Source organism: Pseudanabaena minima str. Chao 2107 (genome assembly GCF_051131155.1).
Classification (GTDB): domain Bacteria; phylum Cyanobacteriota; class Cyanobacteriia; order Pseudanabaenales; family Pseudanabaenaceae; genus Pseudanabaena; species Pseudanabaena minima.
On sequence record NZ_CP159508.1, the window covers coordinates 3,842,083 to 3,854,855 of the forward strand.

The 12,773-nt window shown below is 42.4% G+C and carries 11 protein-coding genes; 5 read left to right on the forward strand and 6 right to left on the reverse strand.

Annotated elements, in window-relative coordinates:
* Positions 1-347: 347 nt before the first annotated feature.
* The 4 genes from ABM313_RS17560 (at position 348) to ABM313_RS17575 (ending at position 4,591) form a co-directional block, all read left to right on the forward strand.
* Positions 348-1,751 (forward strand): serine/threonine protein kinase, encoded by a 1,404-nt coding sequence (locus ABM313_RS17560; protein WP_434684450.1) that lies wholly within the window; start codon positions 348-350, stop codon positions 1,749-1,751.
* A gap of 292 nt (positions 1,752-2,043) precedes the next feature.
* Positions 2,044-2,325 carry a hypothetical protein gene (locus ABM313_RS17565; RefSeq protein WP_434684451.1) on the forward strand — a complete coding sequence of 94 codons (282 nt, stop codon included), beginning with the start codon at positions 2,044-2,046 and terminating at the stop codon, positions 2,323-2,325.
* Between the two features lie 241 nt (positions 2,326-2,566).
* A complete protein-coding gene (locus ABM313_RS17570; RefSeq protein WP_434684452.1) occupies positions 2,567-3,316 on the forward strand; it encodes a DUF4079 domain-containing protein in 750 nt (249 codons plus the stop codon).
* Positions 3,317-3,544: 228 nt separating this feature from the next.
* Entirely contained in the window at positions 3,545-4,591 is a 1,047-nt protein-coding gene (locus tag ABM313_RS17575) for a DMT family transporter (protein WP_434684453.1), read from the forward strand.
* A 27-nt stretch (positions 4,592-4,618) separates the two neighbouring features.
* Here ABM313_RS17575 and glgB read toward each other — a convergent pair whose 3' ends face one another.
* From glgB to ABM313_RS17605, 6 genes are all read right to left on the reverse strand, one after another.
* Positions 4,619-6,877 carry a 1,4-alpha-glucan branching protein GlgB gene (gene glgB / locus ABM313_RS17580; RefSeq protein ID WP_434684454.1) on the reverse strand — a complete coding sequence of 753 codons (2,259 nt, stop codon included), beginning with the start codon at positions 6,875-6,877 and terminating at the stop codon, positions 4,619-4,621.
* Positions 6,878-7,059: 182 nt separating this feature from the next.
* Entirely contained in the window at positions 7,060-7,479 is a 420-nt protein-coding gene (locus ABM313_RS17585) for an HNH endonuclease (RefSeq protein ID WP_434684455.1), read from the reverse strand.
* Positions 7,479-7,898: a hypothetical protein gene (locus tag ABM313_RS17590; RefSeq protein ID WP_434684456.1), complete on the reverse strand. Its 420-nt coding sequence runs from the start codon at positions 7,896-7,898 to the stop codon at positions 7,479-7,481. Before ABM313_RS17590 ends, ABM313_RS17585 begins: the two co-directional genes overlap by 1 nt.
* 153 nt (positions 7,899-8,051) lie before the next feature.
* Positions 8,052-8,324 carry a BrnA antitoxin family protein gene (locus ABM313_RS17595; RefSeq protein WP_434684457.1) on the reverse strand — a complete coding sequence of 91 codons (273 nt, stop codon included), beginning with the start codon at positions 8,322-8,324 and terminating at the stop codon, positions 8,052-8,054.
* Between the two features lie 38 nt (positions 8,325-8,362).
* Positions 8,363-8,710, reverse strand: coding sequence for a DUF5615 family PIN-like protein (locus ABM313_RS17600; protein ID WP_434684458.1), 348 nt, complete (start codon positions 8,708-8,710; stop codon positions 8,363-8,365).
* 12 nt (positions 8,711-8,722) lie between these two features.
* Positions 8,723-9,031 (reverse strand): DUF433 domain-containing protein, encoded by a 309-nt coding sequence (locus ABM313_RS17605; protein ID WP_434684459.1) that lies wholly within the window; start codon positions 9,029-9,031, stop codon positions 8,723-8,725.
* Between the two features lie 142 nt (positions 9,032-9,173).
* Here ABM313_RS17605 and ABM313_RS17610 point away from each other — a divergent pair, with 142 nt between their 5' ends.
* Complete coding sequence (locus ABM313_RS17610; RefSeq protein WP_434684460.1) at positions 9,174-12,737, forward strand: DNA methyltransferase; 3,564 nt, start codon at positions 9,174-9,176, stop codon at positions 12,735-12,737.
* Positions 12,738-12,773: the final 36 nt, after the last annotated feature.

Consider the following 12,773-nt stretch of genomic DNA (forward strand, 5'->3'; position numbering starts at 1 on the left):
ACATTATAAAATGTTACTAGATAAACGTCAGTTCGACGAAAGCAGAAAATGGCTATATCGAACTCATGTTAGATAAGCTAGTTAATCAAGAATACATTTATAAAAAAATGCCAAAAATTCAAGTTCTACTTTATTTTGTACAACTCTAAAGTCAATTAAAGTAAACTGCAAAATTTGCCTAAGGACTTTGTCGTAAAATAAGGAACCAGATTTTTGGTGGCAAGGCAAATCCTCACCACCAAAAATCTTAAATTGCAGATCTCTAATCGAGCTATTTCAAATGGGTTAACCTTACAGTCCACACTTTATTACTACAAGGCTAATCTTTAAGCCATATTTTAGGAAAAATGATGGAAGAATTGCATCAAATTGGTGAGATTTTAGCCGATCGCTACGTGATTAAATCCTTACTAGGTCGTGGTGGTATGGCAACTACCTATGCAGCAAGCGATCGCCTTAGCAATCAATCCGTAGCTATGAAAGTATTGTCTCTAAGGCAATCTAGCCAGTGGAAAGCAATTGAATTATTTGAAAGAGAGGCAAAGGTTTTAGCTAGTCTCAATCATCCACAAATTCCTAAATATCTTGATTATTTTCATATTGATTTGGAAAGCGATCGCCGATTTTATCTAGTTCAAGAATTGATTGAAGGAGAATCACTAGCGGCAATCCTCCAGAATGGCGAGCGCATGACGGAAGCAGAAGTAAAAGAGATTGCCATCCAAATCTTAACTGTGCTTTGCTATTTGCAAGAACTTTCACCACCTGTAGTGCATCGTGACATTAAGCCCCAAAACTTAATTCGTCGTCCCAATGGGGCGATCGCACTTGTGGATTTTGGTGCAGTACAGGATGTCTATCGGCATACGATCGCAGGCGGTAGTACGTTTGTCGGAACCTATGGCTATATGGCTCCTGAGCAATTTCGAGGACAGGCAAGTTGTGCATCGGATTTATATGGATTAGGCGCAACCCTAATGTTTTTACTGACTCAAAGAATTCCATCGGAATTGCCCCAAATCCGCATGAAAATTGATATCCGCGCCTGTACTAATGTTTCATCTGCATTTGCTGATTGGTTAGCAAATGTACTTGAACCTGTGACTGAAGATCGCTTTAATTCTGCACGTATAGCATTGGATGCATTGGAAGGTAGGAGTAATAACTATCAACCAATGAGCAACTATATTACATTGTTAAGAACGTCGGGCGAAGTCGAGAAAGCCCAAAAACTCAAACCTCTAGATACACGAATTCATTACGAAAGAACAAGCGATCGCCTCACATTTAAAATTCCTAGTCTTGGTTTTCGTCCTCTCACATTGTTCTTTGGCGGTCTGGCAATTCTTATTTACTGGAGCTTGGATAAATTCATTTTGCCTTACCTTAATACTCTTGGGCTGATATCCCAAATCCCTCTAGGTATAGTTGCATTTGTTGTTGGGCTGATGTCTTTGATGTGTGCTTTGCTATTTGGCTATGCATTGATCGGCAATATTTTAATTGAAGTGAATCGCCAAACTTTTGAAATTGCATGGTATTTGTGGGGAGTTCGTGTTGGTCGTGAGCGTGGCTATAACTCAGAAATTACAAGCATTGGCATTGTTGAGACTGTGTCAGGAAATGGTCAAAAAAATACACATTATTCGATCTGGATAGGAGAAAAGCAGTATAGTTTTGATTCAATTTTGATGGAAAAAGAAGAGATGGATTGGATATTGGGTGAAATATTAAGTTTTTTAAGTCAATAGCGGAAAATAGTAAGAATCGCTAAGCGATTCTTACTATTTTCCGCTATTTGCGGCGTACTTCGCACGCCGCAAATGGCTATATCAAACTCACGTTAAAATTACGAAGCAACCCAAGAGATTTATTGAAAGCATTGCTTAGCAATACTTTCAATAAATCTCTTGGGTTGCATTTGAGTGCAAAGTGTCGATTATCATGCTTTGGTAGGATGATGATATTTAGATATAAAGACTAGACTTTATTACAAAGATTTGGATAAAAAATCATTATCAGCTAACTGGTGGAGATCATATTATGAATACCCAAGAAGCGACCATCGAAGCCTTACAAAATCGAATTAAGTATCTGGAAGCACATCTCCATCTAGCTTTACAGGTTTTAAATGAAATTGAAGATAATTCTCAAACTGTAATAAAATCGCTGGAATATCAGCATCAATCTCAAACTATAGACATAGTTCCCACAAGCAAAATTGAACTGCCCACATTTTTACATGCCCGTTCTTGGAAACATAATCACCCTGATGTCATAAATTATGTAGATTCACGCGCTCGCCTAGTTGCCAAGGCTTCTTAGACTTGTGGTACTTATGTTTATCAAAAAAGCGATGGTGTGTTCTACACGTCATCTCTTCTTTATAGAGACGCAAGAGATAGCTAGGACAAATCAAAACCAAAAAGATGAGTAGCGGCGCTACTCATCTTTTTGGTTTTATGTCCTAAGCGAAACTTACATTACTATAGTTTTCAGAAAATGTTCCTTTTACAAATCAGAGAATTAATGTGAAAATTGCTATATTAATTCGTGGATGAAAACTATGGAACTGGAAGATTTTTTTGCTTTAGTGCATCCTGCGATCGCGATTATTGTAGTGTTTCCCTTAATTGGCATTGTCACAAACCGAGCATGGCTAGTTCGTCAGCGCCGTCTGCAAGTCATCGAAGGAGAAAAAAGCAAAATCCCTCCAATTGTGGGATCTGAACATGTAGCGATCGGTAATTGGTTGAGCATCTCCGTCGTAGGAGTTGCCCTATTGGGTATGGCTTATCCTATTTTTTCCAGATTTCTCAAAAATAATGTCTTCTCCACGGATTCTTGGCGGGCATTTTTTGTTGTTGCGATTTTCATAGCGACGATCGCTTCATTTACATTTCTATTTAAGGCGAAGGTCAAAATAGGACGAAATATCTTTGCAGCGCTAACATCGATTGGATTGATTGTATTAGGGGCGCAGCCAGAAGTATTTCGGCGGGACAATGAATGGTTTTTCTCTCACTATTACTATGGTATTGCTGCCTCGATATTGATGATTATTTCGGTAGCCATTACTCAAGATATCTACAAGGACAAACAAAATCGCTGGCGGAATATCCATATAGTTCTTAACTGCATTGCATTACTTCTATTTGTAGGACAGGGAATGACTGGTGCTAGAGATTTACTATCCATACCTTACAGTTGGCAAAAAGAGTATCTACGTTCTTGTGATTCTAAAACGAGAACCTGTCCAAAATCTACAGCTTTTTATGCTCCAATCAATGTGGAGCCTATGTACAGCAATTTATGATCAACTTATTTTGCTTAGGACATAAAACCCAAGAAGTGATTAGCGGCGCTTCGCGCCGCCACTCACTTCTTGGGTTTTGGTTTGTACTAGCTAACTCTTTTTCTGTTATAGAATGAGAGATTAGAGATTGGAGACAAAGCCCTGACTTCTACAAAAATGTAAGGATTTAGTCTCCAAATCCTCTTTTGCAGCGATTTGCTACTAAATTCTCTTATGTAAATTGCCATAGTGAAAATCAACAATATTCAGAAGTTTTTAGAACGAACTCCTAGCTCCATTTACCTTGCCCTTGCGGTCTTGATTTTTGCATCTTCTAACTCGATTACCCGCAAAATCGTAGCCATTGGTAAACAGAACTTGATCGATGGCAGAAATCCCATCTCACTCTGTAACGTTTTGTTTGTGGGCAATATTTGTGCTTTTGGATTGATGGCTTTGATCTTTCATCGAGACTGGAAAATTAAGAACCTCAAAGCAATATCTCTTAAAAATTGGATTAGCCTCACTATCATGGGCATTCTATCAGGGGCGATCGCCCCAGCCTTAATCTTTACGGCACTTGAACAAACAAATGTGACTAATATCGTCTTAATTGGGCGGATCGAGCCAATTCTGACATTGATGTTCAATGTTTGGTTATTAGGTGCATCGGTTAACGCTTGGACGATCGCAGGCTCTTTAGTTTCCTTTGCAGGTGTCGTCGTAACCGCCCTTTTAACAACATCCAATAGCAAAATGATGATGATGGGAGGATTTGCAATTGGCACTGGCGAAATTTTAGTAGCGATCGCGGCGGTAATTGTTTCCATTTCCACGATCGTTAGTAAATTGCAATTACGGGCGATTCCCTTGGGAATTATGACCCTTTATCGTAATGCATTGGGAACTGTGATTTTCTTTATATTAGCGAATGTACTTTATGGAGTAGAACACTTTCAGGATACCTTTTCGCCTTTGCTCTGGCAATGGATGCTAGTCTATGCTGCTGTAATTGTGGTGACTGGTCAAATATGTTGGTTAGCGGGACTGAAAAATGCTACTTCCACAGAACTAAATTTAGCTAGTTTGTTCAATCCAATCATCGCGATTATTATGGCTTATTTGATTTTGGCAGAAGTTCCTACTCAAGCCCAATATTTAGGAGGCAGCCTTTTGTTAATCGGGTTTATATTTAGTTTTATTGGCAATCGCTACCAAACAAAGATTAGACGAGAATTAAAGAAACTAAATCTTCCTGAAGCAGAAGAAATAATGGGTGGTTTTCGAGGAGTATAAAAAAAGGGGCGCAAAGCGCCCCTTTTTTTATACTTCGCCGATGTATTTCAGCACTACGACGCTCAGTGGTGGTGCAGTTACGTCAATTGAATAAGGCTTGCCGTGAGTTCCATAGTCATCAGCATACTTGCCGCCAAGATTGCCGATACCGCTACCGCCGTAGATTGGCGCATCACTGTTAAGTACTTCCTTATAGAAGCCCTTCTCAGGTACACCAACACGATAGTTATGATGGGGAACAGGCGTAAAGTTACAGACAACTAGCACAAAATCCCCATCATCAGCTTTCCTTAAAAAGGAGATTACTGAGTTCTGAGTATCATTACACTCAATCCATTCAAAGCCAGCTTCTGAGAAATCTTGAGTGTATAGTTCAGGCAGCGATCGCAAAAGTTTATTCAGATCGCTGACATATTTTTGCAAGGTCTTGTGGCTTGGATATTGTAATAAATGCCATTCCAAATCGCCCCAAACATTCCATTCCGCCCATTGTCCAATTTCCATGCCCATGAACATGGTTTTCTTACCTGGGTGCGTAAACATATAGCCATAGAGACAGCGCAAGTTCGCAAACTTCTGCCACTCATCTCCCGGCATCTTGCCGATCATTGGACTCTTGCCATGCACCACTTCATCATGGGAGAGCGCCAGCATGAAGTTTTCACTGAAGGCGTACCAGATACTGAAGGTGACATAGTTGTTGTTATGTCCACGGAAATAGGGATCAAGCTTGAAGTAATCGAGCATGTCATGCATCCAGCCCATGTTCCATTTCAGGTTAAAGCCCAAGCCACCTGAATAAGCAGGCCAAGTCACCATCGGCCAAGAAGTAGATTCTTCGGCGATCGATAACGCCCCAGGGTAATAGGTAAACAGAATGCTATGCAGGTGACGGAATAGCTCGATCGCTTCTAAGCTTTCACGACCACCGTATTCATTAGCAAGCCATGTGCCTGGTTCACGGTTGTAGTCGCGATAAATCATCGAGGCAACAGCATCAACGCGAATCCCATCAATGTGATATTTATCGAACCAGAACAGCACATTAGCAATCAAGAAGTTCTTAACTTCACTGCGCTTGTAGTTAAAGATTTTAGTTCCCCATTCCTTATGCTCACCAATCCGTTCATCGGCTGGTTCATAGAGGAATGTGCCATCAAAGAAGGACAAACCATGTCCATCCTTGGGAAAGTGAGCAGGAACCCAATCAACAATGATCCCAATGTCATTTTGGTGGCATTTATCAATGAAGTACATCAAGTCTTGGGGTGTGCCATAGCGTGATGTGGCAGCATAGTATCCCGTTACCTGATAACCCCATGAACCATCGAAGGGATGCTCGGCAACAGGCATCATTTCTATGTGGGTATAGCCCATCTCCTTGACGTAGGGGATCAGGTCTTCGGCTAGTTCGCGGTAGGTGAGAAATCTTGCTCCAGGTTTGAGATCGGCTGCCGATACGGCAGGATAGCCACTTGCGGGGGGATTAGCTGATGAGGCGTGCATCCATGAGCCGAGATGCATTTCGTAGACGGAGATTGGTTTTTTGAGAGGATCTTCAGTGCGGCGCTTTTCTAGCCAAGCCTGATCATTCCACTCGTAGGTATTGAGATCGGTGACAATTGAGGCTGTTTTGGGGCGCACCTCTTGAAAGTAGCCGTAGGGATCGGATTTTTCGTAGATATGTCCTTCAGGACTCTTAATTTCGTATTTGTAAACAGTACCAACAACTAATTCAGGAATGAACAGATCCCAAATGCCTGTATTACCTTTACGCATTTGGTGCTTGCGCCCATCCCAGCTATTAAAGTCACCAATGATCGAGACATTACGCGCATTCGGTGCCCAGACTGCAAAATAAACGCCACTTACACCGTCAATGGTGGTGGGGTGTGCGCCCATTTTTTCGTAAATCTGATAATGTGTGCCTTCACCAAATAGGTAAGCGTCAAACTCAGTTAGCAATGGTGATTTGAAATAATAGGGATCATGAATTAGGCGATCGCTGTCACCAGATTTGACTTTAAACTGATAGCTAAATAGGTGGGGCGAGTCACTAATAATGCATTCAAAAAAGTGGGGATGATGCACTGATTGCATCGGATATTCTTTGTGCTGATCGGGCGTAACTACATAGACTGCCTCTGCGTCGGGTAGATACGCTCTAACCACCCATACCGACTTACCATCTTGCTCAATTTCATGGGGACCAAGGACTGTAAAGGGGTCGTGGTGTTGATTCCACACAATGCGATCGATCTGCTCGGTGGGGAGGGTCGGGGTCATATCTCTTTTAGTAAACGCACATATTTAAATTACTGCATATTATTCCCTAAATTGCGGGGTGTAATCTAAACTAAAGACTGATATGTATTTTCTTTTGTTTTTTATATACATCAAGAACATGCAAAACTAAGATTTTTTAGAAACATAGCGATCGCTAAATTCATCACAAAAACCATACCTACCTAATAAGGTGGATGCCAGCCTCTCATTGCCCAAATACCTCTTGTGGCAACAATATATTCATTATTAATTCGCAAAGCTATTACTGTCACTCTACCAGTTGCTGTTATACCAACAACCTGAGTTGCTCCATTTATCCAAGCAAAATGTTCTACCCATAATTGTTTTCGTGGATTAAAGAACATTGCCAATTCATCTGTTACAGGATCAATGCCTTGAATTCTCGCGCCTTTAAACTCATTACAGCGATAGCAAGAAGCTGCTAAATTTTCGCGTTCATCGCTACCGCCTAGCGATTTAGGAAGAATATGATCGATCACCAATGGCATACCGATTAGCCGACTAGAGGTGAGACAGTACTCACAGCGATGCTCAGCTTCAGAAATAACTTGTTGGCGAATAGCCTTTGGAATAGATGACATTATGCTTCTGGTGGTAACTCATCTAGAGTTGGGATTGGATATCCGCGCCACCGTAAGATCGCCCATGCATGAGCTTTGGTTAACATCATCCGATCAACTATCTTTCCTAAATCTTGGAGTTCTTGATATTCTGTTTCTGAAAGTTCTGACTGTTGATTTCTTTCAAGCAAGTACTGGTGACGATCGCTATGTATTTCTGATACTTGACTATGGGCAATTTCTAGTAGCTGATTAATCTTTAATAATTGCATCTTCGATAACTCAGCTTGCATTTCTAATGGCAAGTTCTCGACTGAGGGGGGCAAGTTGCCTGTAATACTCTGTAAAGCCAGCGATTCTAGAGGTTGAGCGGTTAGCTCTGCAATGCGAGTCAACTGTTGAAAAAGTGGCTCAGGTAGCTCTAATGTCAGTTTTTGCATAACTTTTTTAGTGATAGCTTAATCTATATTAGCGATATTGCCGATCGCTAAGTCAAAAAATCAATAGAGCCTTTTAGATAAAATGGAGATCGCTAAATTCATCACTAAAAATTGCGATTGCACAAACACAAAATTCCTTACATCTCCAATTTTTTACATTCTATTTGTTTCTTCTGTTTGATGTTCTATCATGTATTTCTTGAGAACAGTGTTAATCAAGGTTTGATAGCCTCGTGGGACTTGTTGCTTGTACCATGCTAGGACGTTTGGATCGATTCTGAGAGTGACGGGAACTTTGACGGGGGGAATATTGAGTGTAGCTTTTTGCCAGAATTCGGCATTAGTGGCTGGCGCATCTGAATAGTCGATGTCAGAGTCCTGCATCTGTCCAAGGATTTTCAGTTGTTCTTCTTTCGATATAGCCATAGTAAATTTCCCTTTCTTCTGTATTTGCGCGTCATCCCCTATAGAGGTAAGTATTGAATATGGTTGGAGAAGTCTTCCAGATCACTAACTTTGGCAATTAGTTCTAAGTCCCTCACGCAAACGCCTATACTCGCAATTTGTTGTGCGGCATAAATGATGCCAATAAAACTAGTCTCTTCTTGGAGAAGTTGATTAGCGATCGCCAAAAAATCATCATCTCTAGTGAATAAAACTCGCTGTAACTCGTTAGCTCTCGCTAAAACCTGAGGGTCTGGATCACCTGATCGCTGATCTTCTTGAACAGAAAGCACATCTACTCCTCTTAGACGCAATCCAAGTAAAATTTGGCGCGGTACGTTTTCATCCATGTATAGGGCGATCGCCATAGATTTAATGAATTAATGAGGTCTCGCTTGAAGTTTGGCTTGCAATGGTGAGATTGGAGAGTTTAGGCGCATTTGTTCGGCGTAGTCGAGGCGACGATGAATGTCATTATCAATTTCTTGTTTATGATCCCAGTAGTAGGCGAGGGCGGAATAGATTTTGCTGAGGGCAATGTGGGGATATTGAAAATGTAGTTCTTCGGGACTCCATCCGTAGGTGAGGTGTGATGTAACTAGCTCGACGACTTTCATGGTCGTACCTGAGATGATGGGTACGTTGCCTTGAAGTTGGATATGCATATATTGGGTTGGTGTGTCGAGCATCGTGCAGACCTCCATAACGTAAAGTTCTTGATTGTCCTTATTGTTGTCTAGCTTAATTCTAACTTTCTTACTTGAGCTTAAATGCGATCGCCTTGAATCGTCTACAAAATGCTAGAATTATCCGAAAGTTTCAGTAGTTGTCATGAACGATCGCGATCGCACGAATATTCAAGCATTTTTAGCTAAATGGCAAGGCTCACAGGGAAATGAGCGAGCTAATTATCAGACTTTTTTTGATGATTTGTGTGTGGCTTTAGGGGTGGAGCGTCCGATTCCCAAGGGGACAGTGCAGGGTGATCCTTACTGTTTTGATAAGGAGATTAAGGTTTTTCATAAGGAGGGAATTAAGACTAATTTTGTGGATTTCCATCGGGAGGGGCATTTCTTAATTGAGGCGAAACAGGGGAGTGATAAGCCTAAGCAAAGTTCGCCGAAGCGCGGGACTGAGAGTTATCTGCGGATGATGGAAAAGGCTTTTTATCAGGCTTTGAGCTATACGCCGTTTTTGAATAGCAAGCCGCCGTTTTTGATGACTTGCGATATTGGTTCGCATTTTGAGCTATGGATGAGTTTTAGTGGCAACTATGGCGGCTATGGGGCGAGAGAAGTCATTCCCCTTGCGAGTCTGCTTGATGAGAAGGTTTTCGATCGCTTTGTGGCGATTTTTAGCGATCCGCAAAGTCTGAATCCTGAGAAGTATCGGGCGCGGGTGACGCGAGAGGTGGCGGGGACTTTGGCGAAGTTGGCGAAGTGGCTAGAGGAGCAGGGTAAGGAACCGCAGGAGGTGGCGAATTTTTTGATGCGCTGCATTTTTACGATGTTTGCGGAGGATGTGCGGTTGTTGCAGGGGGAGATTTTTACGAGGGCTTTAAAGGAGCGTTGGATTCCTGAACCGAGTCGATTTAAGGCTGAGATTGAGGATCTGTGGAAGGTGATGAATACGGGTGGTAAGTTCAATTTTGATGCGATTCCACAGTTTAATGGAAGCTTTTTTGCGAATGCGATCGCCTTTGATTTGCCGAGGGAACAGCTTGAGGTGTTGTATGAGGCGGCGCAAAAGGATTGGCGCGAGGTGGAGCCTGCGATTTTTGGGACTTTGTTGGAACGGGCGCTAGAGAAAAAAGAGCGTAGTCGGTTGGGGGCGCATTATACGCCGCGATCGTATGTGGAGAGGTTGGTGCGTCCTGTGGTGATGGAACCTTTGCGGGAGGAGTGGCTTTTGGTTGAGACAGAAGTTAATCGGCTGTTGGTGCTGAAGGATGGTCAGGAGGAACCAACGAAGGCGCAAAGGGATAAGGCGGCGGTAGAGATTCGGGCGTTTTTGGAGCGTTTGCAAGGGGTGCGGATTCTTGATCCTGCTTGCGGTTCGGGCAATTTCTTGTATGTGACGTTGGATTTAATCAAGACGTTGGAGCAGGAGGTGCAGATGCGCTTGTTGGATGTGTTGGGCAAAGTTACCACAGATTTGTTGGAGGAGTTCGATCCACGTTTGGCAGGGCGGAAGCAGGTGAATCCTTCTCAGTTTTTGGGTATTGAGATCAATCCAAGGGCGGCGGCGATCGCGGAGTTAGTAATTTGGATTGGTTATTTGCAGTGGCATTTTAAGCGCTATGGTACTACGCCGCCCCCTGAGCCAATTTTGCAGGATTTCCACAATATCGAGTTTCGGGATGCGGTGTTGGCTTATGATGGGCGGGAGCTTGATGTTGATGCGAAGACGGGTAAGGTGCGGAGTCGTTGGGGTGGGCGGACGATGAGGCATCCTGTGACGGGTGAGGATGTGCCTGATCCGTCGGATCAGGTTCCCATCTATCGCTACATTAATCCGCGTCCTGCGGTGTGGCAAGAGGCTGATTATATTGTTTCTAATCCTCCTTTTATTGGGAATGCGAGAATGAGGGATAGATTAGGTGATGGATATACAGAAGCTTTACGAAAGGTTTATCCAGATGTGCCTGATACTGTTGATTTTGTTATGTATTGGTGGCATAAAGCAGCAAAATTAGTAAGTTCTAAAAAGCTTCAAAGATTTGGCTTAATCACCACAAATAGCATCCGTCAAATTAGACAACGTAGCTTAATAGATATTCACTTCAAAAAGAAAGATCCTGTGCGCTTGATCTTTGCAATCCCTGATCATCCTTGGGATGACGAAGGCGCAGCAGTCAGAATTTCGATGACTATTGCATCTCTTCATGATGCCAAAAAGTCTATCAATGACACTAGATTAATCCATGTCATTTCTGAACTTGAGTCAGATTTACCAGAAGATGAGGCGGAAAAAATTCAGCTTAAGGTTCTAAATACAGGAAGTATTTTTAGTGATCTCACATCAGGGACAGATATAGGTAGTGCATTAAGTCTATTAGCACAAACCAATTTATGCTCTTCAGGTGTAAAAATTTATGGAGAAGGTTTTATTCTCTCGGCACAAGAAAGCGAACCTCTAAAACACTGTTCTATAATAAAAGATTACTTTAATGGAAGAGATATTAATCAAAGTAGGCGATACGTGAAAGTTATCGATTGTTTTGGTTATACAGAGAGTGATATCAGAGATAGTTTTCCTAACGTGTATCAAATCTTGCTGGACAAAGTATATCCCTATCGATCAGTAGAGAGGGATCAAAAAATCCGCCAAAACTGGTGGTTATTTGAGCGAAATCGTCCTGAATTAAGGAATGCTATTCAAAATCTACAAAAATATATTGTCACCTCTGAAGTTTCAAAACATAGGTTTTTTTCTTTCGTAGATGCTTCGGTTATTCCAGATGTAACCCTTATTTGTTTTGCTGTTGATGATCCTTATTTTTTAGGGATTTTATCTAGTAAGGTTCATATTGACTGGGTGCTTGCGACAGGTGGAACATTAGAAGATAGACCTCGCTATAACAAAACTCGTTGCTTCGATCCTTTCCCTTTCCCAGATGCAACATTAGAACAAAAAGAAAAAATTCGACAACTAGGCGAAAGACTCGATCGCCATCGCAAACAAGTACAGGCTCAACATCCCGAAATCACGATTACAGGAATGTATAACCTCCTCGAAAAACTCCGCAAAGGCGAAGACTTCACCGACAAAGACCGAGAATACAACAACAAAGCCCTAGTCTCCACCCTCAAACAAATCCACGACGAACTAGACAACGCCGTTCTAGAAGCCTACGGATGGGAAGATTTGAAATACCCTCATCCCCTAACCCCTTCTCCCATTAAGGGAGAAGGGGAACAAGAAACTTCTTCGCTCCCCTCTCCCTCAATGGGAGAGGGGCTGGGGGTGAGGGAAAATTCTCTCACCGAAATCATCCTCGATCGCCTCGTCACCCTCAACGCCCAACGCGCCGAAGAAGAACGTAACGGACACATACGCTGGCTCCGTCCCGAATACCAAGCACCCAACGAAGTCCGCACCCAAACCATCATCGAAGGAGTTGGCGAAAGTGAAGAAGTAGCGATCGCTCCTGCCGAAGTCAAAACATTCCCTAAACAACCCAAAGACCAACTCGCCGCCATACGCGACCTCCTCCGCACCAGCAACAACCCTTGGACGATCGCCCAAATCGCCGCCCAATTTAAAAACGGTAGCCGCTATAAAAACGCCATTTCCGAAAACCTCGAACGCCTAGAATGGTTCGGCATCCTGCACTGCCATCAAGACGCACAAATTAAATACTGGCAACACATCGAAACCCAGCAAGCAAGTTGAATTGTGTAAGAAGCGATCGCATTTACTTTCTAAACT

Excerpts from the sequence above, each read along its gene's own strand:
- ABM313_RS17560 (WP_434684450.1), top strand. The coding sequence starts at position 348 with ATGATGGAAGAATTGCATCAAATTGGTGAGATTTTAGCCGATCGCTAC.
- ABM313_RS17565 (WP_434684451.1), top strand. The coding sequence starts at position 2,044 with ATGAATACCCAAGAAGCGACCATCGAAGCCTTACAAAATCGAATTAAG.
- ABM313_RS17570 (WP_434684452.1), top strand. The coding sequence starts at position 2,567 with ATGGAACTGGAAGATTTTTTTGCTTTAGTGCATCCTGCGATCGCGATT.
- glgB (WP_434684454.1), bottom strand. The coding sequence starts at position 6,877 with ATGACCCCGACCCTCCCCACCGAGCAGATCGATCGCATTGTGTGGAAT.
- ABM313_RS17585 (WP_434684455.1), bottom strand. The coding sequence starts at position 7,479 with ATGTCATCTATTCCAAAGGCTATTCGCCAACAAGTTATTTCTGAAGCT.
- ABM313_RS17590 (WP_434684456.1), bottom strand. The coding sequence starts at position 7,898 with ATGCAAAAACTGACATTAGAGCTACCTGAGCCACTTTTTCAACAGTTG.
- ABM313_RS17595 (WP_434684457.1), bottom strand. The coding sequence starts at position 8,324 with ATGGCTATATCGAAAGAAGAACAACTGAAAATCCTTGGACAGATGCAG.
- ABM313_RS17600 (WP_434684458.1), bottom strand. The coding sequence starts at position 8,710 with ATGGCGATCGCCCTATACATGGATGAAAACGTACCGCGCCAAATTTTA.
- ABM313_RS17605 (WP_434684459.1), bottom strand. The coding sequence starts at position 9,031 with ATGCTCGACACACCAACCCAATATATGCATATCCAACTTCAAGGCAAC.
- ABM313_RS17610 (WP_434684460.1), top strand. The coding sequence starts at position 9,174 with ATGAACGATCGCGATCGCACGAATATTCAAGCATTTTTAGCTAAATGG.